The following is a 24,936-nucleotide window of genomic DNA, read 5'->3' on the forward strand; positions in this document are numbered from 1 at the left end:
GTGAATAAGGTTGAACGATAAAAATATTTTCGATTTGCTATTGACAACGTTTTGTGCCGTATTTAAGCAATAAATTGATGGTCGGAAAAATCAAGTTATCAATTTTTTGATATAAAGTTATAAAAAAATTCCGTAATTTTTTTGAAAATAGCACTTTAATGCTTGCTGTTCGGTGGTGTGGTTTTTGATCGAAAAATACCTGTTTTGGGTTTAGGACAAAAACAGCCGGTTGGTGAAAATTGATATTGTTTGTTGTGGCGGGTTGTCCTATGAAATTTGATATGTATGTATACATACATATAGGTTTGGAGATATATCCCCGAACCTCTGGAAGTATTGGGTTGAGTGGTTAACGCTGTTTTGGACTATTTTTGATATAGGCTTTTTGCACTAACCATGATGCTGCGAGGTGTAACACATTTGGCTATTTTAGGCGTGTAGTGGTGTGGTTTGGTGTCGTTGTATCAACGGAGTGGAAGAAGGTCGATTTTGACTAATTCCGTGCGTTATATCGCTATCGGTGGTGCGGTGTATGTATATGTGGGGGTAGGGGGAGGAAAGGGAGGGGGATGGGCGGAAGGAAGAAGAAACACCCTCGTCGGGTGCTATTATCTGATATAGGCTTTTAGACAGATTATAATGTCATGAATTAAATCTCCAGTTGTAGGCTGTTGCTCTGCTTACATTTAACGCCTTCATTACTTCCTTAATGGTTGCCCCTGCTTCAAGCAAGATAATCCCTCGTTCTCTCTTGGTTTTTCCCTTTTGTTTACCCCTGAAAGCCTGTATCTCGCTTGTGTGGGTTCTTGCAACATAATCGTCAAATGTGCCACGGTTAAAGTTTCTATGCGTCCACTTCGCGACGCTTTTGGCCGTGTGTTTTACTTCGGACATGTCCAGTGGTGTAGCAAAATTGACGTTGTAGCCTGTTGCACGGTCAAGGCAGGCGTTTAGCCATTGATCATAGTTCGGCCAGCCTTGGCGGATAGCTTTGTATGCCCAAGCCCTTAACTCATCAAAAAGCATACAGTTGCGACCCAATCCGTAATCCTCTACGGGGTTCTGTTTGGCCTTTTCCGGTGTTAAATCAACGTACTCAGCCAAGTCGTCCAAGGTGTATGGATCGGCCTGCCATTGGGTCACTATCCAATGGGAATTGATCGGGTTCTTGCAGATCAGGCCGGAATAGCCTCGGTCTGCTCCTAAACGATTACGCAAGCCTGCTTCAATAGCTGCTGCATAGCGTAAAGGGGCTGTTTTAGCGTCGATTGCGGTTCGGATAGGGGTTTGTAGCAAGTAGAGCAAATGGGCGTGCCCATTGGCCGGATTTCGAGCGATTAGGTTAGGGGCTGGTGCTCCAACGTCATCCCAGTGCATTCCGGCGTTGGATCTGTCGAGGTCGAAAACCATCCAGTATCTATGGGTTGGCCCGTTTGGTTGGACCAGTCGAGCAAGTTTTGCTTTTTCTTTTTTATTGATTTTTAGGCCACTGACTAAATCGTCTGTGTGATAAGGTCTATTTGGTAAGTAGTCCTCAAATATTTTTACGCATCCCATCGTTATCCTCTTCTAATATTAAATTTAGAAAAAGAAAACCTTGAGAAGGGACTTGACAATATTTTATTTGGTGATTAAATGGAGGTGTAAGTTTTATAAAATATTGTTATATGTATGTATGTCTTGCCACCTTCCCCAAGGTGGTTTTCTTTTTCTTCTTCCTTCAAATTGCCATACTTTAAAGTTTTGTCAAATTTGGATGGTAAAAAGCCCGCTCTTTGGCGGGTTTTTATTGCCTGTGGTTTCGAATTAGCAAATGAATCCTAATGTGATAAAATGTTAGTAATTAACAATTACAGCTACTATGAATAAGATTATTTAATACACGTTTCGCTGATGAGGTAGAAGACAAATTAATGAGGTTGGTTGACGAGTACAGTAAAAGTCTCGAAAAAAAATTTAAAGCAGAGGGGGCTTTTGTAGGGCTTAACGGATTGCTCTTCGTTAAACGAGCAAAAGACAAGATGGCATCTATAGGGCTGGATGTTGGAGGTAAAGACTTGCACTTGTTGTTGGCAAAAAAAGCCCGCACTAGGCGGGCAAATGTCGATCAAGTAGGAAAATCCATTCCTCGTAGACGGACGGATCATACTTGAGAGCAAAAGGCTCGTCAATTAGTCGAAGATTTATTGCGAAATAAAGTATGGCCTAACAAAATATCCTTAAAGAATTTTGAGTTGTTGCCGATATTGTCGTTACATACCATTGGGTTTAAAGATGAAAGGAGGGATTATGAGCTTGAGAAATATGAATATCGGGAGTCGGGCTGGCCTCGGCTTTACGATAATTGGGTTCTTGGTTTTGGCGATGGGGTTGATTGCTCTGTTCCAAGCCAACGAGATGGATGACGCGACTGCTGAAATCCGTGTCGAGTGGTTGCCAGCGGTGCAGGACGTGGGAGAGATTGGTAGTGGTCTGGGGCGTACCAGAGCGTTGACGCTCAGGACGCTTACCATGAAAGAAGGCGATCAGTTAAAAGAAACGGTTGGTTTGGTAAGACGTATCAATCAAGAAATATCCGCTTTTTTAATTAATTATGAAAAAGGAATAGACTCACCTGATGATCGAAAGCTGTTTGAGGACTTCAAAAGTTCTTACGCCAAATATTTATCCTATCAAGAGCGGATACTGGATGGTGTACTTGCGTCAGTAGAACGTGGTGATGAGATTGAAGTGGCTAATGGGCCGCTTGCTAGTGCAGCGGATCAGATGATGGCTGCCTTGAATAAACTGATCAAGTTTAATGAGCAAGGTGCTGTTCACGCCGCCGATCAGACAAGCAAAGCATTCGATGCTGCAGTGTTTATGATTGTTGTAGCGTTGATCCTGATCTTGATGCTAATGGTCGTAATTGCTATCGTGTTGACTCGGAGCATTGTGTCTCCACTATCTGAGGCAGTTATAGTTGCTGATAGAGTTTCCAGTGGTGATCTTACTCAAAATATTCATGTTACTGGAAGCGATGAGCCTGCTCATCTGCTGATTGCTTTGAAGCGGATGCAAGATAGTCTGCATGAGACAATAGAGAAAATTTCTGAATCGTCCACTATGCTTGCCTCTGCCTCGGAAGAGCTACATGCTGTAACTGAGGATACGAATCGCGGACTTAATCAGCAAAGTGCTGAAATTGACCAAGCAGCTACGGCAGTTAATCAGATGACAGCAGCGGTTGAAGAAGTGGCTCGCAACGCTGTTAATACTGCTGATGACTCAAAAGCTGCTGATAAGAGCACCTATCAAGGTCGAGAAAAGGTTAGTCAGGCTTTAGAGTCTATTAACCGGCTTGTTGGTAACGTTTCTGATACTTCGGAAGAGGTTAAGTTGTTGGCACAAAATGCCAATGAGATTAGTCAGGTCTTGGTAGTGATTCGCTCAATTGCGGAACAGACCAACCTGTTAGCACTTAATGCTGCAATTGAAGCTGCTCGGGCTGGTGAAGCTGGTCGAGGGTTTGCAGTTGTAGCTGATGAAGTAAGGGCACTGGCCTATCGTACTCAACAATCGACAGGCGAAATTGAAAAAATGATTGAAGGGATTCAATCTGGTACTGATCGTGCGGTTGATGCTATGAATGAGAGCCAAGAGCGAGCTAATGGCACGTTGCAGGTGGCTCGGGAGGCTAATGATGCTCTGGACGTGATTGGTGAGGCTATTGCTTCGATAAATCAAAAGAATTTGGTTATTGCCAGTGCCTCTGAAGAGCAAGCACAGGTTGCCCGTGAGGTAGACAAAAATCTTGTGAATATCAGAGATTTGTCAATGCAAACTTCTGCTGGAGCAAATCAGACGAACGCATCCAGTCAAGAGCTATCGCGTCTTGCCGTGGATTTACATGCGATGGTTTCAAAGTTCAGGCTTTGAATGCGGCAATAGAGCGTAAAAGCGTTAAAGCCCCATCTCGGGGCTTTTTTATTTCTGGAGGTTTAAAAGCTCTGTCAGTTTCTGGTTTTTTTGCTTCTCTTCCTCTAACGCGGTTTCTGCAATTTTCCGATAGGTCATTTCATCAAGTAGTTCACCTGCTTGATCAAGATTGATTTTCTTCGCAAGGTCAAGGTCATATCGTAGTTGTTCATTTTCATTGATAAGGGTTTGAGTTTTTTCTCCAAGCTCTGACTTCTCTGTATTCCAAGCCTTTTGAGCTTTTCTGAGGTTTTCACCTGCAGCGTGTTCTGCAATGCTCCAAAGCGTTGCCGTCGCTTCACTGATGGCTTTCTGAAAGGTTTCAGAGCCGTTTGACTGGTCGGATTTCTCCGCGTCCATTTCTTTACGCCATTGCCTCATTGCTTCACTGGTCGTATTCATATCTGTCTTAGCTATGGCTCGGACTTGGTGAACTGTTGGATATGATTTTTTACCATTTGTCATATACAACTCTGTAGCTACGTTGAGAATTCTTTCTAATACTGTGTTGTTCATTTATTTCCTCCTAATAATAAGAATAATAAGTACTGAATTATTATTGCTACTACAATAATAATAAGAATAATATCGTTATTATTTTCGTTATCAATGAGTTTTGTGGTTTGCACCAAAGGGTGGAAACCCAGCAGAATCAAGGAAAACTCAGAGGGATAGCGAGAATAATATCTTATTATCTTCCTTGTGATAATAAGAATAATTAAGTTGCTATTATTGTTATTGCAATAATAATGATAATAGTGACTTATTATTGCTATTATTAAATCATATAAAAATAGAGTTTCAAGGGGTGAGGCTAAAAATACTATTGTGCTATATGATGTATCGTATCCTCCAAGAGCAGAAAACCGCACTATGCGGTTATTGATATGGGTCGTAAGGGTCTTGAAATGGGCTTGGCGGTTTGGGTTTTAGTAGTCTTCTCTTTCTGGCCGCTTTTGCCTGCTCGGCTTCTTCCTTGTCGAATTCAACCACTTGCTTGCTGGTGAACGTGTCAGATGCCCAAAGTTTTACCTTGTCGGTAATTCCTAATGTTGCTTGGGTATGGTCTAAACCTTGTTCTTTGAGTTGCTCCGTAACGTTAAATAGATAGTCCTTTCGTTTCTCTTTGCCCAAACGACTAGCCATTTCATAGGTGTTTTCTCGTAATCTCTTATAGTATTGCTCTGGGTTCTCGTCGAGCCTTCTGGCTTCAAGTATGCGATCCACTAGGATATCAAAGCGTTTAATCAAAGGTTCAAGCTCTTCCTCGTATGCCTTGATTGCTTTTTCCAAGACTGATTTTCTATTGGTGTCCTCTTTGATTTTCTTGCGTAACTCATTAAGTTCCTTGGTCATTCTCTCTTTCATGGTTTTGAAGTTTGAAGAAAGCTCTTTTGTTTTTGTGGTTTTTTCGGTGATTTCGTCATTTAATTTCTGTTTGTGATGGTCAAGCTCATCGTTTTCTTTTTTCTGCTCATTAGCTTGTATTTCCAGAGTCTGAATGGTTGCCTTATAAGTGGCTACGGTGTTTCTTAGGTCATTTATTGTTGTGTTTAGGGTGACGGCAGTGGCCCTTTGCTCGATAAGTTCAACCTCCTTCGTGGTTAGTTCTTGCTGCAGCTTCTCTATTTGTCTGGTGTAATAGTTGTGGCTTCGTTCACTTTTCGGTTTTTTTGCTTCCTGCTCAACTTTGCTTACAAATTCTTGATGCTCTTTAGACTTTGGTAGGAATTTGGCTTGTAAGCCATATGCAGCGGCTAAGCTGTTAAAGTGCTCATAGAAAGCCACCTGCATGACTTTTGACTTCCATGATTCGCGTGCTCGGATAAACCTATGGTTCTGCTTTTCCTCACTACGGTTGGGGAGTTTGAAGTCTTCTAATTTCGGTGGTTCTGATATCTTGTCAAGTCGAGCCTTATTCTTCGCGTAGTATTGTGATGCGAACTCAAATTCTTGGGCTGAAAAATCATATTTCCCAGTTTTCGTATTTTGAAGGTCAAGGAAGGCGTGGACGTGGTTTGTGGTTTCGTCCAAGTGACTGAACGAAAATAGAATGTCGTTGTTGGGAAAATTCTTTTGGTAGAACTGGTGCAAGGCTTTCTGTAGCAGGTCAGTGTAAGCCTTGGTTATTGCCAGTTTGTTGGGTTCAGGGATTACAAGGATGATCTCTTTAACCCTGTTGACCGTCCTTGATACGGCTCGATCTGGTGAGTTTTGCTCGATCTCTCGCTTCTTGGTGATGTAGTTCTCCAAGAGGTCGATACGTTGGGATATACGGCTGATTTTGTGCTGATTGAGTAGGGCGGCGTAGTCTCCCACTACCAGCGGCCTTTCTCCCTCCATAACCGATGTGACGTATTCTTTTATCTCTGTGGGTTCGGTTGCGTTGATGAATTTAACCAGCTTGGATTTTAGTTTTCTCAGTTTTTCTTTTTCTGAAGCTATTTCATCAGACGCTTCTGTTTCTTTGAGTTTGGTTTGTAGTTGGTCGTTGAAATCGGTCAGTAATTGCTCTGCCAATTCTCTCGTTAGTATCTGTTCAATACCACCCACAATGGCGATATTGGGGTGCGGTGGGTTGGGGTTGAATTCAAAGTCGTCATACTCGTTTTGGTCCAGCCTAAGCGAGTGTTTCAACGAACTATCCAGCCCCTTCAGGTTGGAATAGTTTCTGTCTCTTTTAGTCAGCGTAATTATTTGCAAATTGGTATCATTCATTTTATCCTCAGTGGTGGGTTGGTTTTTGCTCTTGGTTTTTGCTTCTGTCCTGCCGACAAGGCACCTGCGTTAACCGTCACATCTTTTGCGTAGCAAAAGTGGGATGGTTAACATAGCAGGTATGCTTTAAAGGGCTTCTTTTAAAAATTGCACTATATACATATATTTAACCACATAAAGAATTTATATCAAGCATGATGATGTAGGTGGTTTTGTATGGTGGTGTTGGTTGGGTACGTGCGTGCGGTATAGTAATCTTTATTATAGTTATCTAATCTATATGGTTTCTGTATATTGATAACTGAAGAGGTGTGCGGGTGCGTGCGTACACATGAGGCGTGTGCAGGGGCGTGCATTACGCGAGACGATTTGTAAAAATATGGTGGTTTAGAAAAGGTCAAAAGCTATTCTGGTGGTTAAGAGCATAGTGCCTTTTGTTTTTGTTCGGGTTTTTAACGTGTAACGCCTTGGTTTTTTAATGTGTAACCCCTCCAATTTTCGGTTTATTAGAGGGGCTTGCGTTTATTTTATGATGTGGGAAAGGTCTGGTATTCCAAATGGTGTTAGTGGAGCTTTTTGTTTGAAGAATTGATGGGTATAAAGGTTGAAGTATTTTTCACCTTTTATACGAATGTCCATGCCGACGAGATTTGTTTCTTTGTCAATTTTAATGTCGAAGGTGATCCCTCGTGTGATGAAAAATGTATTGAGCTTCAATCGGCCTTCTTCTGTTTCGTAAAGGGCTATTATGTCTTCGTAGGTAGTGATTTCGAGCGTTTCCGCTTCGATTGCTAATGTGCCTTCAAGTTTTTGGATCTCGCTTTCTAACGCTGTGATCCGTGCTTCGCTATCGGCCACACGCCTGATAAATGTATTTGGAATTATTCCGTCAAACTGAGCTAGCGAAGCCTCTAACATATCCAATGTGGTTTTTTCGGTTGTTAGCTTGGCTTTCTTGGCTCGTATTTCTTCTTTTGGTGCCGAAGTATCACGAACGGAAAAGAAACGGCTGAATGCGTCGTTTACGGTGTCCATTTGCTTGTATTGGTCTTGGCTGAACCAAGTGAAGTCTTTTCGCTTCTTGTCTGTCCTTTCGTCTATGTAGCGATTTTCCGACAACTGTTTCACGAAAGCGAGGAATGTGCCGAAAACAAGCTCAAATCTAATTCGATTGTTACATTCGCATACTCGCTCGGCTCTGTTGGAACAAACAAGATAGGCATAACGTTTTTTCTCTGTTCCTAATATTTGGAGATTGAAAATCATGCCGCATTTATGCTCTTCGCATTGAATGCAATGCCGGAAAATATTGTAATGGTGGGGTGTTCTGCGTCCGAATTTTCGCCCGTTTAATCGGTTTTTCATCGCGGATACGGCGGTGTCAAACTCGATTTCGTCAATGATTTTCGGAAAATAGTCGGGGATATAACGATCAAAGGCTTTGGTGCCGTTCTCGTTGCGACGTTGCAAGCGTAGGACGCCAATGGGGCTTCTGCTGTTAATAAGTTCCCGTACTGAAGTTCTGGTCCAACGACGTTTCGAGTATTTATTTACTCGTTTAATGCTTTCCAAAGCTCCAACGTGTTTAAGCAGGTCGAAAAGATGCCGAATTTCTTGGGCTTCATCTTCAACAATGACAAAAGATTGGCTTTGCTCATCAAAGCGAAAACCGTAGGGGCATCGTTTACCTATAACGCTGGTTTCGGCTGTATCTCGCTTCTTTACCCACACGGATTTCAGGCGTTTGCTCTTGGTCTCGCTTTCTTCGTGTGCCCGCTTGGCGATTACACCTACAAGGATCAAGGTTTCGAGGTCTCGGCTTGGATCGTCGTAGGAATATGTCTTGTTGTCGAAAACGGTGTGTAGTCGCACGCCTTTTTTGAGAATTGACTGGATAAGGTCAACGGAATCGGTGAGCTTCTGTCGGGTTAGTCGGTCGATTGATTCGACAATGATGTAGTCGCCATGCTCAATTTCTCCACTCTCTATCCTGTCCAATAACCCTTTTAACTGGCCGATCCGGGCGTTTGCACCACGGAATGCACTGATCCCCTTGTCGATGACGGTTTCGACCACGGGCACGCCTGTGGCTTCTGTAAATGCTTGGAGTGGGGTGGTCTGACGGTCGTGGCTGTCTCGGCCTTCCTCGCCCTGCGAGGCGGTTGACCATCTGACGTATGCGTATGCCTTGGGCATTGAATCGGCTCCGAGTAAGTTCTGGTTCATTTTATTAGAAAATAGCTTACCGTGGTCCTCGGGCAACCTGGACAGCATCGACGTGGTGCGCGGCGCAGGCTCGGTGCGCTATGGGCCGCAGAACGTCGGCGGGGTGATCAACTTCGTCACCCGAGCCATCCCCGAGAAGGCCACCGGCGAGCTGGGCACCACGATCCAGACCTCGCGTCATGGCGGCTGGAAGCACATCGAGTCGGCCTTCCTTGGCGGCACCGCCGACAATGGCCTGGGTGCGGCGTTGCTGTACTCCGGGGTCAAGGGCAATGGCTACCGCAGCAGCAACAACAGCAACGACATCGACGACGTGCTGTTCAAGACCCACTGGGCGCTGACCGACCGTGACGAGCTGTCGCTGAACTTCCATTACTACGATGGCAAGGCCGACATGCCCGGCGGCCTGACCCAGGCCCAGTTCGACAAGAACCCCTACCAGTCCGACCGCGACCACGACAACTTCACCGGTCGGCGCAAGGATGTCTCGCTCAAGTACCTGCGCCAGATCGACGACGTGACCCAGTTCGAGGTGCAGACCTACTACACCGACAGCTTCCGTGGCAGCAGCATTGCCGCGCGCGACCAGCAGACGCTGTCGTCGTACCCGCGCAGCTACCACACCTTTGCCGTCGAGCCGCGCCTGTCGCGGGTGTTCGTCACCGGCCCGGCCACCCAGGAGGTCAGCGTCGGTTATCGCTACCTCAAGGAAGCCATGCACGAGCAGGCCACGCGCCTGGCGCTGATCGACAACGTGCCCACCGTGACCCCGGAATCCGACGGCCACGTGTACCAGGACCGTACCGGCGGCACCGAGGCCAGCGCCTACTACATCGACAACAAGATCGACGTGGGCAACTGGACCATCACCCCCGGCGTGCGTTTCGAGCACATCAACACCGACTGGAACGATCGCCCGGTCATGGGCCTGGGCAACAAGCCGGTGGTGGCCAAGAGCCGCAGCGTGACCAGCAACGAACCGCTGCCGGCATTGAGCGTGATGTATCACCTGTCCGATGCGTGGAAGCTGTTCGCCAACTACGAGACCTCGTTCGGCAGCCTGCAGTACTTCCAGCTGGGCCAGGGCGGGCAGGGCGACCAGACCGCCAACGGTTTGCAGGCCGAGAAGGCCAAGACCTACGAGATCGGCACGCGCTATGACAACGGCAACTGGGGCGGCGAGCTGACCGCGTTCTACATCGACTTCGATGACGAGCTGCAGTACATCAGCAACGACGTGGGCTGGACCAACCTGGGCGCGACCAAGCACCAGGGCATCGAGGCCTCGATGCACTACGACCTGGCAGGGCTGGACCCGCGTCTGCAGGGCTTGAGTGCGAACGCCGGCTTCACCTACACCCGCGCCACCTATGAAGGGGCGATCCCGGGCTTCGAAGGGCGCGACCTGCCGTTCTACTCACGCCAGATCGCCAATGCCGGGCTGCGTTACCAGGTGGACCGCTGGACCTGGAATGTGGACGCCTATGCGCAATCCAAACAGCGTGCTCCGGGTACCGGCATGACCAGCAAAGGTGCCTTCACCGGCGACTACATCACCGAACCGACGGCTGATGGGCAGTATGGCGACATTCCGGGGTATGTGACCTGGAGTGCGCGGGGCGGGTATGACTTTGGTGCGCAGCTGTCGAACCTGAAGCTGGCGGCGGGGGTGAAGAACATCTTCGACAAGCAGTTCTTCACCCGTTCCAGCGACAACAATTCGGGGATCTACCTGGGCGAGCCGCGCACGTTCTATGTGCAGGCCAGTGTAGGGTTCTGACAACGCCTTCGCTACGCCGATCACACAGGCCATGGCCTGCCGGACCGGCGTTGTCAGCCTTGTCTGTTCGGCAGTAGATCGCGGTGGAGCTATTCAGGCCACCGTTTCGGCCGGCGACACGATGCTGGTCTTCATGCCCCGCGAACGCCCCGAACTCAGGTACGCGGCAATCGATTCCTGGGTGACCTCGCCCAGGAACACGTTCTCGGCATCCAGCACCGGCAACCACGAACGGTTGAACTCGTACATGCGTGACAGCAGGATGCGCAGGTGCTCGTCGTGCGCGGCGGTGGCGTTGAACGTGCGCAGGAAGTCCGCGCAGGTGCCCTGCTGACGGTGCAGGTCGCGCCGGCGCACATAGCCCATCGCCTTGTTCTGGCCATCGGTGACCACCACGTAGCGACGGTCATGTTCGTCCATCAGCTCCAGCGCATCGGCCACCGACGTCTCGGGGCTCACCGATGGCGCGTTGTCCGCCGCATCCTCGGCACGCACCAGCAGCAGGCGCTTGAGGGTGCTGTCCTGGCCCACGAAGTTGCTCACGAAGTCATCTGCCGGGTGCGCCAGCAAGGTGTCGGGGTGGTCGATCTGGATCAGCTTGCCGGCGCGGAAGATGGCGATCTTGTCGCCCAGCTTGATCGCCTCGTCGATGTCGTGGCTGACCATGATCACGGTCTTGTTCAGTGCACGCTGCATTTCGAAGAATTCGTTCTGGATCATCTCGCGGTTGATCGGGTCGACCGCACCGAACGGCTCGTCCATCAGCAGCAGCGGCGCATCCGCCGCCAGCGCGCGGATCACGCCGATACGCTGCTGCTGGCCACCGGACAGTTCACGCGGGTAGCGGTGCAGGTACTGCTTTGGCTCGAGCTTGATCATGCTCATCAGCTCGCGGGCCCGCTCGTGGCACTTGTGCTTGTCCCAACCCAGCAGGCGCGGCACCACGGTGATGTTCTCCTCGATGGTCATGTTGGGGAACAGGCCGATCTGCTGGATCACATAGCCGATGGTGCGACGCAGCGTCACCGCGTCCAGGTCGGTGGTGTCTTCGCCATTGATCAGCACCTTGCCCGAGGTGGGCGCGATCAGGCGGTTGATCATCTTGAGGGTGGTGCTCTTGCCGCACCCGGACGGGCCGAGGAACACGCAGATCTCGCCTTCGTTGACCGTCAGGCTTACCGAGTCGACGGCCTTTACGTCCTTGCCGTTGCTGTGGAAGGTCTTGCACAGGTTCTGAAGTTCGATCATTTGAGCAGTCCTTTTGGAGTCAGCGAGCGTTGCAGGGCTTGCAGCAGCAGGTCGGCGAAGATGGCCAGCAGGCTCACCAGCACGGCGCCGACCAGCAGCATCGACATGTCGCTGCGGCTGATGGAGGTCAGGATAAGTACGCCAAGGCCACCGGCACCGATGGTCGCGGCAATGGTCATCACGCCGATGTTCATCACCACGGCGGTGCGTACACCGGCCAGAATCACCGGCACCGCAATCGGCAACTCGACCATGCGCAGGCGCTGGCCGAAGGTCATGCCGATGCCGCGGGCGGCTTCGCGTATGCCGGGCTCGACGTTGGTCAGCGCCAGGTAGGTGTTGCGCAGAATCGGCAGCAGTGAGTACAGAAACACCGCGGTGATCGCCGGCAGCGGGCCCAGGCCCTGGCCGAACTTGGAATAGAACGGCAGCAGCAGGCCGAACAGGGCGATCGACGGCACGGTCAGCAGCACCGTGGCGCTGGCCTGCAGAGGCCCGGCAAGCACCGGAAAGCGGGTCATCAGGATGCCCAGCGGTACGCCGATCAGAATGGCCAGGGTGACCGCGATGCCGACCAGGGTGATGTGCTCCCAGGTCAGTTGCAGCACCTGGGCCCAGTCCAGGTGGGCGAAGGTATCAAGCAGACTCATGGTTGCTCCTCGGCAGGTGGATGCTGGCGCAGGTAGGCGGCGGCGACTTTGCTCGGGCTCTGGTGCTCGACGTCCACCTTGGCATTGAGCTGGCGCATGGTCTCGTCATCCAGTTGCTCGGCCAGCGGCTTGAGCAGCCCGGCCAGTTGCGGATGGGCGTCGAGCACGGCCTGGCGCACCACCGGGGCGGCGGTGTAGTCGGGGAAGTAATGCAGGTCGTCGTCCAGCAGCTTGAGGTCGAAGGCGCTCAGGCGCCCGTCGGTGGTGTACACCAGCCCGCTGAACACCTGGCCGTTGCGCAGCGCGGTGTACACCAGCCCGGCGTCCATCTGGCGGATGTCGCGGCGGGTGAACTGCAGGTCGTAGGTCTGGGTCAGGCCCACCAGGCCGTCGGGGCGGTTGGCGAACTCGGTGTCCAGCGCCAGTACATGGCTGCGGTCGGGCTCGTCGCGCAGCACCTGATTGAGCTGGCTGATGCTGTTGACCTGCGGGTACTGCTCGGCGATGTTGCGCGGCAGCGCCAGGGCATAGGTGTTGCTGAACCTCGAGGGTGCCAGCCACACCAGGCCCTTTTTCGCGTCCAGCTGCTTGACCCGGGCGTAGGTGGCCTCGGCGCTGTCCATGCGTTCGTCGATATGGTTGTAGGACACCAGCGACACGCCGGTGTATTCCCACACCATGTCCAGCTGGCCGCTTTCCTGCGCGCTGCGCGCCAGGGTGCTGCCCAGGCCGCCGGTGATGCGCACGTCGAAGCCGTGGCTGCGCAGGTACTGCGCGGTGATTTCGGCCAGCACGGTCTGTTCGGTGAACACCCGCGCGCCGAGGCGGATCAGGGGTTTGTCGGCGGCCTGGGCGAATCCTGCGAACAGCAGGGCCGCGCCCAGCAACAAGGCGATTCTTTTCATGGGGGTTCCTTCGCTTAGTTGGCCAGGCCGCGTTCGAGCCAGCGGCGACTGCATTGGCTGACCAGCGCATCGAGCAGCAGGGCGAGCAAGGCCGTGGTGGCGGCGCCCAGCAACAGTTGCGGCTGGTTGTTAAGGGCGATGCCGGGGAAGATCAGGCTGCCCAGGCTGTTGGCGCCGATCAGGAACGACAGCGGCGCGGTACCCACGTTGATTGCCAGTGCCACTCGAACGCCGCCGACGATGATCGGTACCGCATTGGGCAGCTCGACCCGCCACAGCGTCTGACGCGGGGTCATGCCGATGCCGGTGGCGGCTTCCTTGAGCGAGGCGGGGACGTTTTTCAGGCCTTCGTAGGTGTTGCGCACGATGGGCAGCAGGGAGGCGAGGAACAGCGCGAAGATTGCCGGGCCTGCGCCGATGCCCAGAAAGCTCAGGGCGATGGCCAGAACGGCCAGGGGGGGAACGGTGTTGCCAATGTTGAAGATCTGCATGAAGCGTTCGGCGCGGTCGACCCGGTGCGGTCGACTCAAGGCAATGCCGGCGGGGATACCCACGGCCAGCGCCGCCACCATCGAGCACGCCACCAGCATCAGGTGCGCTTGCAGGTAGAACCACAGATCGGCGCGGTAGTGCGCGATCGTATCGATGCCGATCCAGTGGATCAGCAGGGCCAGGATGACGAGCGCGGCGGCCCATCCCATCAGCCCCTTGCCATAGCGTTTAGCCACAGGCGGACTCCTTTTTTTGTCGGCGGGCACACTCCCGTGGCGGCTGCCGGTCCAGGCAGCAGGCAGTGTGATCGCGATAAGCAGCGGGTCGCTCCGGTAGAGCGGAACACGCCATGAGCGCAGCCTCGTCAGGCGCATGTTGCCGATGAAACCCACCCTGACGAACGGTTGAAAACCGTATACGTAACATCTCGTAACAGGGCAGTGGACGTCTCCGCAGTTGCAAAGGTTCCCATCCGAAGCGGCATTTGGCCAGCGCAGATCGACCCAGTGGTTCAGTTAGGGGGTGAGTTTGGGCTATAATCGCCGCCCTTTTTTGAATCTCCAGTCAGGCGATTTCCCATGACCAACCAGGCCGCCGAAGTCGCGAAACGCCGCACCTTCGCCATCATTTCCCACCCCGATGCGGGTAAGACCACCATCACCGAGAAGCTGCTGCTGATGGGCAAGGCGATTGCCGTCGCCGGTACGGTGAAATCGCGAAAGTCCGACCGCCATGCCACCTCCGACTGGATGGAAATGGAAAAGCAGCGCGGCATCTCCATCACCACCTCGGTGATGCAGTTCCCGTATCGCGACCATATGGTCAACCTGCTCGATACCCCCGGCCACGAAGACTTCTCCGAAGACACCTACCGCACCCTGACCGCAGTGGACTCGGCGCTGATGGTGCTCGACGGCGGCAAGGGCGTAGAGCCACGTACCATCGCCCTGATGGACGTGTGCCGTCTGCGTGACACGCCCATCGTCAGCTTCATCAACAAACTCGACCGCGATATCCGCGACCCGATCGAGCTGCTCGACGAGATCGAGGCGGTTCTCAAGATCAAGGCCGCGCCGATCACCTGGCCGATCGGCTGCTACCGCGACTTCAAGGGCGTGTACCACCTGGCCGGTGACTACATCATCGTGTACACCCCGGGCCACGGCCACGAGCGTACCGAGGTGAAGATCATCGAGAAGCTCGACTCGGACGAAGCCCGCGCCCACCTGGGTGACGAGTACGAGCGCTTCATCGAGCAACTGGAACTGGTGCAGGGCGCCTGCCATGAGTTCGACCAGGACGAGTTCATCAACGGCCAGCTGACCCCGGTGTTCTTCGGTACCGCGCTGGGCAACTTCGGTGTCGATCATGTGCTCGACGCGGTGGTCGACTGGGCGCCACGTCCGCTGCCACGTGTGGCCCATGAGCGCACCGTGGAGCCGACCGAAGAGAAGTTCAGCGGCTTCGTGTTCAAGATCCAGGCGAACATGGACCCCAAGCACCGCGACCGCATCGCGTTCATGCGCATCTGCTCGGGCAAGTACGAGAAGGGCATGAAGATGCGCCACGTGCGCACCGGCAAGGACCTGCGCATCGGCGACGCACTGACGTTCTTCTCGTCCGAGCGCGAGCAGCTCGAAGAGGCGTTCGCCGGCGACATCATCGGCCTGCACAACCACGGCACCATCCAGATCGGCGACACCTTCACCGAGGGCGAGAGCCTGGGCTTCACCGGTATCCCGCACTTCGCCCCTGAGCTGTTCCGCCGCGTGCGCCTGAAGGACCCGCTCAAGTCCAAGCAGCTGCGCCAGGGCCTGCAGCAACTGGCCGAAGAGGGCGCCACCCAGGTGTTCTTCCCCGAGCGCAGCAACGACATCATCCTCGGCGCCGTGGGTGTGCTGCAGTTCGACGTGGTCGCCAGCCGCCTGAAGGAAGAGTACAAGGTCGAGTGCGGCTACGAGCCGATCACCGTGTGGTCGGCGCGCTGGATCAGCTGCGACGACAAGAAGAAACTCGAGGAATTCAGCAACAAGGCCGTGGAAAACCTGGCCATCGACGGTGGCGGTCACCTGACCTACCTGGCGCCGACCCGGGTCAACCTGGCGCTGATGGAAGAACGCTGGCCGGACGTGAAATTCCGCGCCACCCGCGAACACCACTGAGTTTTCGCACACCCCACGCCCGCGCAGCCCCCTGGCTGCGCGGGCGTTTTCGTTTCAGCCCCCCGCCGCCGGTGGGCGATGGCTTGCCTGGCCCAGGCGGTAGACCAGCAGGGTCAGCGAGTCGGCGTTCTTGAGCATGATTCGCGAGCGCACCACCGCATCGTCCAGAAAGCGCTGGCGCGCGACCGCCAGGTCACGGGTGTCGGCGATCTTGAGGATCAGGCTCAGGCCCTTGTTGTCGTCGCGGGTGATGTCGCGTCGGGTACCGTCGCGTGAGCGCACCACGAACAGGCGCCGGGCCGGTGAACGGTGAGAGAACGCCTCGTCGTGCTGGCGCCTGAGCCAATCCTGCTGCTCGCCGGGCATGAGCAGGTCGGCAAATGCCAGCGAGGCATCCAGGTAGCGCATGTCGCGTGTGTCATAGGCGATATGCGAGAACTCGTGCAGCAGGCAGTTGGCACGCGCAATGGCATCGGCTTCCTGCCAGGACAGCTCGGGCCTGAGCTGGAGCCTGCCCAGGTAGCTGACGTCGAAATAGGCGTCCAGCAGAAACAGTTGCCGGAGCGGGTCATGGGGCGAGGTGAAGGCGATGCCGGTGTAGTTGCCGATATTGCTGGCCAGGATGTAGCGCCTGGACGTGGCGACCGAATAGTCCTGCGAGGTCATCAGTTCGAAGAGTTTTTCCACCGGTTCGCGTACGCGCTGCAGCAGGGCTTCGTCGGGTTCGACGCCGAAGAAATCGCTGAGGATCGTGCGGGTCTGTGCAGGCATGCGTTGCACCGGGCTGGCCTGCTGCAGGTTGTCCAGGCAGATGCCCAGGTAGTCGAGCGCCGTGCGGTGAGCCTGGCGCAGCATGCGCGCGCGGGCCGGCATGAGTCGCTGGATCTGGCGCATGCCCACGGCCCGGATGACGATATCGTTGCCGGCCATCACCTGACGCGAGGCCCACCCGCCCAGCCTGCCGATGATGCCACCACTTAGCACGGGTATGGCCTGCTGCGGGTCGATCTGCCAGCGGCCGTTGCCTTCGCTGAGCAGGCGTGGCCCTGGTTCGTCGATGTCCGGCGCACTCAGGTGCCAGCGCTGGTCCAGCTGGCGAACGCCGTACACCTTGCCCTCCAGGCAGGCGAACTGCGTCTGGCCATCGACGTCGGTATAGATCTGCTCGCGGCTGGCCAGGCCATCGAGGGACTGCTGCGGCACTTCGTAGGCGGACAGCCGCTGGTGCGACGCCTGCCCCAGGCGCCGCCAGAATTCGCCTTCGTCGGCCGGCAGCGCGCCAGGGCCCTGTTCGCGCACGCCATGCCCGGCCAGCAGGCCCTGCACCAGGGTGCAGGTCAGTTCCGACAAGGCCTGCGCCCAGTCGCCCGAGGGGCGCTCGGCCAATTGCAGCAGCGACAGTTCGCCCTGCCACGCGGCCAGCAGCAGGCCGATGCGGCCGGGGATGAACAGGGTCAGTTGGCTCCAGAGCAGCCCGAGTACCTCTTTCAGGGTGGCCCAGCGGGCTTCGGCGGTACTCACCAGTTGCGTATGGGCCATGCCCTGCAGCAACGCTGCATTGGTCTCGAACAGGTACTGCAGGGCGTTGCCATGCACCGGGCGCCAGGCCAGGGTCACCGGCTGCTGGGCATACAGCGGCAGCTCGAAATCGAATTCGGCGCTGTAGGGCAGGTGGGCCTCGGTGAACCCACCGTGGTCGTAGCGCGGGCGCATCGTGTCGGGCATGCAGGCCAGTATCCGGGCCTGCAGGGCCGGCACGCTGCGAAGCTGCTGCAGCAGGTCGGCCGAACTGCTGAAGGCCTGGAACAGACCGCCAGCATGGTACGGCGTGTACATCACCACGGGGCCGGGCGCGGGGCTGGCGTACATGAACAGGTACACCCCGGGCACGGTATCGGGGGGCAGGCCGCTGTCGGCGATCAGTTCCAGGGGCACCAGTTGTGCGGCGGGGGCTGGCAGCTGGTCACGGGCGGTGGCGTCGGGCTGCTCGACGACGGCGCGGATGCACTCGACGTCGGCTGCGCCCAGTTGCCCCTGGAGCCGGGCGCGCCACGCCGCCTCCAGCAGTTGCCCCGGCAATTGCCGGCAGAACAGCCGCAGGCGCCTGGGGTAGCTCGCATGGTTGCGGTCCAGTTGCTCGGCCAGCAGCTGGCGATAGCCTTGACCCAGGTCCAGTTCGCGCACCAGCGCCCGCAGGTAGGCGGCATCGATGCGCGCAGGCACGGTCATGTCGCCCTCGAGCGTGATTGCGGTGATGGCGTGGTCCCAGTCGCGGTAATGGTTGAGCGCGTAGTCGACCAGCGTCTGGCGATGCTGGATGCTGGCGGCCGCTTCGCCTGTGGGGACCTCACCGGTGGGCGGCAACGCGGTGACCCAGCGCGTGGTGGTGATCAACAGCTGGTCGGCAGGGTAGCGGCCGGCCGCGAAGTCCTGGTCCAGGCGGGCCTGAACCCGTTGGCGGGCATAGTCGGTCACCGCCGGGATGTCGAACAGGTAGTCCTGTGGTGACGGGCTTTGCAGCAGGTTGCGCCCCAGAACCTGCAGGTAGCCGTACTGTTCGGTGGGGGCGGCCTGCGCCAGCCAGTCAGGCAGATGGCCACGCAGGCGCCGGGCACTGGCCAGGCGCTGCAGACGCTGCAGGTAGCGCAGCGTGCCAGGCGTGTCGAGCGTGCTGCGCAGCAGGTCGGGCAGGTGCGCGCCAGGCAGGCCGCGCCGGGTGAGCCGGTCGAAGGCGCGCCGCGTTGCGGCCACGTCGTGTTCGGCCTGCCAGCTCTGCAGGTGGTGCGCAGGCGCGCCTGCCAGCGCCAGCCATTGAAAGCGTTGCGCGGCGGGGTAGCGCGCTGCGACGGCCTGCTCCAGCGCAAGGCGCGAGGTGAATGCGGCAAAGCCCTGGTCGAGGGTCCACAGCAGCCACAGATCGGGCTGTGCCTCGAGCGGCTGGCGGGTCAGCAGCAGGGCCTCGCTGCTGGGCGCCTGGTCCAGGGCCAGTTGCCAGGCCCAGGCCGGCGCTGCCGGCGAGGGCGCCGGAAACAGGGCGGCGTGAATCAGCGCGCGTGCCGGGGCTGGCAGCAGGCTGTCGTGGTCGAGCAGACGGTATTCGAGGGTCAGGGCCACTTGCCACAGGTGCTTGAGGTACGTGCGTCGCTGCGCTTGATACTGCGTCAGGGCGCTCGCCAGTTGGCTGCCGGTGGCATCAGCGACCTGTGCGACAGCCTGTCGGGTCAGCGCCAGGTCGAGCGCAGGCAAGGCCACAGGCTGTTCGGCCACCACCGGGCCGCTGACCAGCCAGCGTTCATCCAGCGAGGTACCGATACCGCCGAGCCGCTGCCACACCAGTTCGGCCAGGCTCAGCCAGGTGCGCCCGGCGTCGGGCTGGCCCAGGCGTACCTGGGTCACTGGCGGGCCCTTGTCCAGCACTGCGGCAAGGGCCTGGTCGAGCCCTGCCGCAGTCACCGCCTCCAGGCCTGGCACCTCTTCGAACAGTGCCTGCGCGTGGCCGGTCAGTGCGCTCACCAGCCGGTTCAGTTCCTCCAGGTCAGCGCCGGCTGCCTGTGCCGACGCTTGCAGCCGGGCCAGGGTGGCCGGGCTGTCGTGGGCGTGGGGCGAGGTGCCCAGGCGCGCGAGTTCGCCGGCCAGTCGGCTGTCGAGGTCCAGCGCCTGGCGGCATGCCTGATAACCGTCGTGGCCGCTGTCAGGGCGCAGTTGTGTTTCGATGTCCTGTTGCTGGGCGCTCAGCACCTGGCCAACCCAGCTGTCCAGTGCAGGGGCGGCCAGCGGTTGCAGGTGCAGGGCCCTGATGCGCAAGGCGCCCAGTTGGCTCTGCCGCGATGGGCTGACCACCGGGCGCCAGCTGTCGCGCAACCGGGGGTCGGTCAGCGACGATAACAACGCCCGCTTGCTGGCATGGCGCTCCAGCCCGCGTGCAGCACACCAGGTGAACACCGGGCCGGCACGGGTGTCGAGCGCGAGCACGCCCTCCAGCAGTTGGCTGTGGCCTTGCGCGGTGGTGACGTTGAGGCTGAACGCCTGCAGGGGCGAGAGGGCCTCGGTGTCCAGCCATTGCAGCAGCGCTGCATGGTCGGTTTCGGCAAGGGCGCCGGCCCAGGCCTGGCGCGTGATCGCCTCGCGCACGCGCGCGCCCATCAGGCGGGCCAGTTGCCGGGCCGGCGTTTCGCTGCCGGCCTTGGCGGTATGCCAGTACCGGTGCAGTTGCCGTTGGCCGTCGCGTGCCGCCGCCAGGCGCTGCGGCGCCGCTGCAGCGGTAGCGGTGGTGGTGGCCAGGGCCTGCTCCCACAACGAGTCGGCTGGCGGCTGGCCCAGTACCTGCTGCTGCAACTCGCCCAGCGCCTGGCCCTGGCGAGCGGCGATGACCAGCATCAGGTACTCGAACACCTCGTCCTCCAGCCGTTCGACCTGAACATCCACGATGCCGCCCTGGCCTGCCAGCAGGCGATCCCTGGGGGCGATGTAGTGCAGCAGTACGTGCGGGTGGCCGCTGCTCAGCAGTTCAACGAGGTGGTGCTTGAGCTGGGTACGGTCTTCGAAGCGCAGCAGCCCCAGCAACGGGTGGTAGAAAAAAACACGGGGGTGCGTGCTGCGGCTCAGCAGCAGGCTGGCGGTCAGTTCGCTGGCGTGGGCGCTGGCGGTGATCGCGCTCAGGCGGTCGATTCGCGGCGCGTCGGACCCTGGCGCCTGCAGCCAGCCTTGCAGCCAACGATGCTCCTCGTCATCGAGGCTGTCTCGGGCCTGTGCCAGGTGATCGGCAAAGCGCTGGCGCAGCGCAACGCGGTGAAAGTACGGCAGGGTCTTCAAGGGCATGGTGTGTGCTCGGCAGTGGGTGGGCGCCGGGCAACGGGCGGGCTGCGCTGTTGCCCCGGCAAGGGCTTCAGGCTGCCGGGGCACACAGGCCGAGGGTGGTATCTATTGCAGGGTGGCTCAGTTGCCGGCCTTGATGCTGGTCCAGATACGGGTGCGCAGGCGGTCGATCTTGGCCGGCATGGCCTGCAGGGCGAACAGCTTGCCGAGCATGGCATCGGTCGGGTAGATCATGCTGTTGGCCTTGAGTGCCGGGTCCACCAGGCGGTCGGCTGCCTGGTTGCCGTTGGCGTACTGCACATGGTTGCTGATGTCGGCCATCACCTCGGGTTGCAACAGGTAGTTCATGTAGGCATAGCCGGCCTTTTCGTCCGGGGCATCGGCGGGCATGGCGACCATGTCGAACCACATCGGCGCGCCTTCCTTGGGAATCTCATAGCCCACCTTCACCCCGTTTCTGGCCTCTTCTGCACGGTTTCTGGCCTGCAGCACGTCGCCGGAGAAGCCCACCACCACGCAGATATCGCCGTTGGCCAGGTCGCCGGTGTATTTGGAGGAGTGGAAGTAGCTGATGTACGGGCGCACCTTCATCAGCAGGGCCTTGGCCTTCTCGTAGTCGGCCGGGTCCTGGCTGTGGTGCGGCAGGCCCAGGTAGTTGAGCGCGATCGGCAGCAGTTCGGGGCCGTTGTCGAGGATCGCCACGCCGCAGCTCTTGAGCTTGCTGATGTTCTCTGGCTTGAAGATCAGGTCCCAGGAGTCCACCGGGGCATTCTCGCCCAGCGCCGCCTTGACCTTGTCGATGTTGTAGCCGATGCCGGTGCTGCCCCACAGGTAGGGGAAGCCGTAGCGGTTGCCCGGGTCGTTGACTTCCAGCGCCTTGAGCAGCACCGGGTTGAGGTTCTTCCAGTTGGGCAACTGGCGCTTGTCCAGCGCCTTTAGCGCCTTGCCCTGGATCTGCCGGGCCATGAAGTGGTTGGAGGGGAACACCACGTCGTAGCCCGAATTGCCGGTCATCAGCTTGCCGTCGAGGGTCTCGTTGCTGTCGAACACGTCATAGGTGGGCACGATGCCGCTGGCGGCCTGGAAGTTCTTCAGGGTGTCGGGGGCGATGTAGCTGGACCAGTTGTAGATTTTTACCGAGTCGGCCGCCTGGGCGATGGAGGCGGCCAGCAACAGCGGGGCGAAGAGCAATGGGCGCATGTCCGGATTCCTTGCTTGGTCTGTTTTTGTCGAAGGAGGCAGGCGATCAAAGGATCAGAAAATCAATACGTAGGTCTTGCGCACGGTCTCGTGGATATCCCAGATACCGGTGCTGTTGGCCGGCAACATCAGTGCGTCGCCGGCTTCTATGGTCAGCGGCTCGCCGCCATCGGGGGTGAAGGTGCAGCGGCCCTTGATGAAGTGGCAGAACTCCTGCTGCTCGATCTGGCGCCGCCAGCGGCCCGGGGTACATTCCCAGATGCCGGTTTCGACGCCGTCGTTGCGCTCCACGCAGGTCACCGAGGTGACCGCCACCGGCTCGCCCAGGGGCACGGCCACCGGGTTTGACTGTTCGAGAGCGACGCTATGGGTGTGCTTGAACTGGGTAATGCGCATGCCGGTGGTCCTGTGCAGGGGGAAGTCAGTGCATCAGGCTTTCCATGAAGTCCGCCACACCGCTGGCCAGGCGCCGGCGCCAGGGGGCGCTGGCCGGGTTGGCAAGGGTCTGGTCTTCGTGGACGAAGCTCTTGATGATCGCGTTGTAGCCGAGCCAGCGGCATGGCTCGGGCTCCCAGCGCGCCAGGCTGGTCAGGCGCGCCGCGGGGTGTACCCAGGGCTGGGCGGTGAGTGCGTTGCGTTGGCCCAGGATCAGCGCCGCCACGGTGCGCCCGCCCAGGTTGCTGGCGCCCACGCCTTCGCCGCCATAGCCGCCGGCCAGGGCGATTCCCTGCTCGGCATCGCACAGCATGTGCGGGCGAAAGCGCCGCGCCATGCCCAGGTTGCCGCCCCATGCGTGGGTGATGTCGACGTTCTTGAGCTGCGGAAACAGCTCGCCGAACAGGTAGCGGCGCAGGCCGATTTCGCTGTCGCTGAGGGTGAAGTCTTCGCGCAGGCGCCCGGCGAAGCGATAGCCGCCGCGGGCGCCGAACACCAGGCGGTTGTCGGCACTGCGCTGGCCGTAGGTGACCTGGCGGCTGTTTTCGCTGAAGGCCTGACCGGCGTTCAGGCCGATCTGCTCCCACACCTGCTCAGGCAGCGGCTCGGTGGCCACCAGCAGGCTCTGTACCGGCAACTGATAGCGACCCAGCGGCGGCAGCCCGACGGCATAGCCTTCCACCGCCGGCACCACCCACTGGCAGCGCACCTGTGCCTGGGCGGTGCGTACCTGACCCTTGTGCCAGTCGATGACCGGGCTGTTCTCGTAGAGCTTCACCCCCAGACGCTCGACGGCCCGGGCCAGGCCGCGCACCAGTTTGGCCGGGTGCACGGTGGCCACGTTCGGCGTGTAGATCGCCCCATAGGGCTTGGCGATGCGCAGCTGCGCGGCCAGCTCGACCGGGCTCAGCCAGCGATACTCGGCCTCGTTCAGGCCCTGCCGGTAGAGCTTTTGCAGGTAACTGCGCAGGCTCGCTTCCTGCTCGGGGTAGCGCGCCGCGCAGTAAAGGGCGCCGCCCTTGCGGTAGTCGCAGTGGATGCCTTCGCGCTCGAGTACCGTTTCCACTTCGTCGGGGATGCCGTGCAGCAGGTCATAGGCGTCGCGGCGCTGTTCGGGGGAGCAATCGGCCAGCAGGCGGTCTTCGCCCAGCAGGTTGCCCATCAGCCAGCCGCCGTTACGCCCCGAGGCGCCGAAGCCTGCGATGTTGGCCTCGACGATGGCGATGTTCAGGTGCGGTGCCTGGCGCTTGAGGTAGTAGGCGCTCCACAGGCCCGTGTAGCCGGCGCCGATGATGCATACATCCACGTCCAGGTCCTGGCGCAACGCCGGGCGCGCGATCAGCGGCTCGTCAAGCTGGTCCATCCAAAGGCTGATACTGCGCCATGCCTGCATTGTGTTCGGCTCCACATCCGTAACGGTGTGGGCCGATGCTAGGGCCGGGCGGGCGGATTGTCTTGCGTGCGTGTCCGCAGAGAAATCTGTTGCACGTAGGCCTTGGGCGACAGGCCGGTGTGCTGGCGAAAGCACTTGTAGAACGCCGACAGTGAATTGAAGCCGGCGGCGAAGGCCAGGTCATCGACCTTGGGCGCCGGGCCTGCGCGCTCCAGTTCAGCCAGCAGATGCTGCAGGCGGGCCTGGTTGACGTAGCGGTAGAAGCTCTGGCCCAGCACCTGGTTGAGCAGGTAGGAGATCTGGTTGCGGCTGTAGCCGCACTCGCGGGCGACCTGTTGCAGGTCCAGTTGCGGGTCCAGATAGGGCTGGCGACGGGTGAAGTAGTGCTGCAGGTCCTGGGCCATGAAGCTCAGCTGGCGCGGTGACAGGCCCAGGCGGCTGGCGGCCGGGCGCAGGCTGGGGTGGCCGGTGTGGCGTGAAGGCTCGCGCACCAGCGAGGCGTATTCGTTGACCTGCCAGATCAGGCCGTCGCGCACGGTGATGGCCTCGCTGGCACGAAACGCGGTGATGCCGTCGCCGCCGCGCAGCGTTACCTGGTACTGGATGAAGGCGGTGCAGCCGTCGGTGCGGATGCGGTCGCTGTGCACGATGTCCTCGCCGTCCTGGCGCGGCATGCTGGCGGCCACGTATTCGCGCAGCTCGGCCAGGTGCAGTACGCGGTTCTGGAAGAAGTCGTTGTACTGGATGTCGGGGTGATAGAGCGCCATCACGCCGTCGAGGTCGCGGTGTTTCCAGCACAGGTGGTAGCGCAGCACGGTAGCGGCGGTTTCGGCGGTGTGTTCGGGGCCGTCGGGGATCGGGTGTGCGGCCATGGGGCTGGCTCATTGGAGGTAGGAAAGCAGAATACCTGCAGGGCCCTATCGCGGGTCAAGCCCGCTCCCACAAGGACAGCAGT

General features: G+C 57.7%; 16 protein-coding genes and 1 pseudogene. 4 read left to right on the forward strand and 13 right to left on the reverse strand.

The window, feature by feature from the left end; translation table 11 throughout:
* Nucleotides 1-642: 642 nt before the first annotated feature.
* Nucleotides 643-1,557 carry a replication initiation protein gene (locus NJH59_RS18875; RefSeq protein ID WP_253087167.1) on the reverse strand — a complete coding sequence of 305 codons (915 nt, stop codon included), beginning with the start codon at nt 1,555-1,557 and terminating at the stop codon, nt 643-645.
* Nucleotides 1,558-1,913: 356 nt separating this feature from the next.
* Here NJH59_RS18875 and NJH59_RS18880 point away from each other — a divergent pair, with 356 nt between their 5' ends.
* Both NJH59_RS18880 and NJH59_RS18885 read left to right on the forward strand, forming a co-directional pair.
* Entirely contained in the window at nt 1,914-2,153 is a 240-nt protein-coding gene (locus NJH59_RS18880) for a hypothetical protein (protein ID WP_253087168.1), read from the forward strand.
* A gap of 136 nt (nt 2,154-2,289) precedes the next feature.
* Nucleotides 2,290-3,918 carry a methyl-accepting chemotaxis protein gene (locus NJH59_RS18885; protein WP_253083900.1) on the forward strand — a complete coding sequence of 543 codons (1,629 nt, stop codon included), beginning with the start codon at nt 2,290-2,292 and terminating at the stop codon, nt 3,916-3,918.
* A gap of 48 nt (nt 3,919-3,966) precedes the next feature.
* Here the strand turns inward: NJH59_RS18885 and NJH59_RS18890 are convergent, their stop codons facing one another.
* From NJH59_RS18890 to NJH59_RS18900, 3 genes are all read right to left on the reverse strand, one after another.
* Nucleotides 3,967-4,473: a DNA-binding protein gene (locus NJH59_RS18890; RefSeq protein ID WP_253087169.1), complete on the reverse strand. Its 507-nt coding sequence runs from the start codon at nt 4,471-4,473 to the stop codon at nt 3,967-3,969.
* 363 nt (nt 4,474-4,836) lie between these two features.
* Nucleotides 4,837-6,675, reverse strand: a complete 1,839-nt coding sequence (locus NJH59_RS18895; RefSeq protein ID WP_232877673.1) for a hypothetical protein — start codon at nt 6,673-6,675, stop codon at nt 4,837-4,839.
* A 522-nt stretch (nt 6,676-7,197) separates the two neighbouring features.
* Nucleotides 7,198-8,871 carry a recombinase family protein gene (locus NJH59_RS18900; protein ID WP_253087170.1) on the reverse strand — a complete coding sequence of 558 codons (1,674 nt, stop codon included), beginning with the start codon at nt 8,869-8,871 and terminating at the stop codon, nt 7,198-7,200.
* A gap of 46 nt (nt 8,872-8,917) precedes the next feature.
* Here NJH59_RS18900 and NJH59_RS18905 point away from each other — a divergent pair.
* Nucleotides 8,918-10,681: pseudogene (locus NJH59_RS18905) on the forward strand (TonB-dependent receptor family protein); the annotation flags it as partial.
* Nucleotides 10,682-10,774: 93 nt separating this feature from the next.
* On the opposite strand, the gene NJH59_RS18910 reads toward NJH59_RS18905, so the two are convergent.
* The 4 genes from NJH59_RS18910 to NJH59_RS18925 are packed head-to-tail and all read right to left on the reverse strand — an operon-like array spanning nt 10,775 to nt 14,212.
* Nucleotides 10,775-11,929, reverse strand: coding sequence for a betaine/proline/choline family ABC transporter ATP-binding protein (locus NJH59_RS18910; RefSeq protein WP_043862505.1), 1,155 nt, complete (start codon nt 11,927-11,929; stop codon nt 10,775-10,777).
* Nucleotides 11,926-12,579 (reverse strand): ABC transporter permease, encoded by a 654-nt coding sequence (locus tag NJH59_RS18915; protein WP_043862504.1) that lies wholly within the window; start codon nt 12,577-12,579, stop codon nt 11,926-11,928. Before NJH59_RS18915 ends, NJH59_RS18910 begins: the two co-directional genes overlap by 4 nt.
* Nucleotides 12,576-13,484: a glycine betaine ABC transporter substrate-binding protein gene (locus NJH59_RS18920; RefSeq protein ID WP_253087171.1), complete on the reverse strand. Its 909-nt coding sequence runs from the start codon at nt 13,482-13,484 to the stop codon at nt 12,576-12,578. The genes NJH59_RS18915 and NJH59_RS18920 overlap by 4 nt, the downstream gene beginning before the upstream one ends.
* Before the next feature lie 14 nt (nt 13,485-13,498).
* Nucleotides 13,499-14,212 carry an ABC transporter permease gene (locus NJH59_RS18925; protein ID WP_054916398.1) on the reverse strand — a complete coding sequence of 238 codons (714 nt, stop codon included), beginning with the start codon at nt 14,210-14,212 and terminating at the stop codon, nt 13,499-13,501.
* Between the two features lie 342 nt (nt 14,213-14,554).
* Here NJH59_RS18925 and NJH59_RS18930 point away from each other — a divergent pair, with 342 nt between their 5' ends.
* The gene (locus NJH59_RS18930) at nt 14,555-16,138 is read left to right on the forward strand and encodes a peptide chain release factor 3 (RefSeq protein WP_043862501.1); all 1,584 of its coding nucleotides are present in this window, start codon (nt 14,555-14,557) and stop codon (nt 16,136-16,138) included.
* Between the two features lie 54 nt (nt 16,139-16,192).
* On the opposite strand, the gene NJH59_RS18935 is transcribed toward NJH59_RS18930, so the two are convergent.
* From NJH59_RS18935 to NJH59_RS18955, 5 genes are all read right to left on the reverse strand, one after another.
* Nucleotides 16,193-20,956 (reverse strand): DUF6543 domain-containing protein, encoded by a 4,764-nt coding sequence (locus tag NJH59_RS18935; RefSeq protein WP_253087172.1) that lies wholly within the window; start codon nt 20,954-20,956, stop codon nt 16,193-16,195.
* 117 nt (nt 20,957-21,073) lie between these two features.
* On the reverse strand, nt 21,074-22,153 hold the full coding sequence (locus NJH59_RS18940; protein ID WP_229589539.1) for a polyamine ABC transporter substrate-binding protein: 1,080 nt from the start codon (nt 22,151-22,153) through the stop codon (nt 21,074-21,076).
* A gap of 54 nt (nt 22,154-22,207) precedes the next feature.
* Complete coding sequence (locus tag NJH59_RS18945) at nt 22,208-22,549, reverse strand: cupin domain-containing protein (RefSeq protein ID WP_043862498.1); 342 nt, start codon at nt 22,547-22,549, stop codon at nt 22,208-22,210.
* 25 nt (nt 22,550-22,574) lie between these two features.
* Nucleotides 22,575-23,981: an FAD-binding oxidoreductase gene (locus NJH59_RS18950; RefSeq protein WP_253087173.1), complete on the reverse strand. Its 1,407-nt coding sequence runs from the start codon at nt 23,979-23,981 to the stop codon at nt 22,575-22,577.
* Between the two features lie 38 nt (nt 23,982-24,019).
* On the reverse strand, nt 24,020-24,853 hold the full coding sequence (locus NJH59_RS18955) for a nuclear transport factor 2 family protein (protein ID WP_253087174.1): 834 nt from the start codon (nt 24,851-24,853) through the stop codon (nt 24,020-24,022).
* Between the last annotated feature and the right edge of the window lie 83 nt (nt 24,854-24,936).

The sequence above is a fragment of the Pseudomonas sp. VE 267-6A genome, from assembly GCF_024126555.1.
GTDB classification, from domain to species: Bacteria; Pseudomonadota; Gammaproteobacteria; order Pseudomonadales; family Pseudomonadaceae; genus Aquipseudomonas; species Aquipseudomonas palmensis.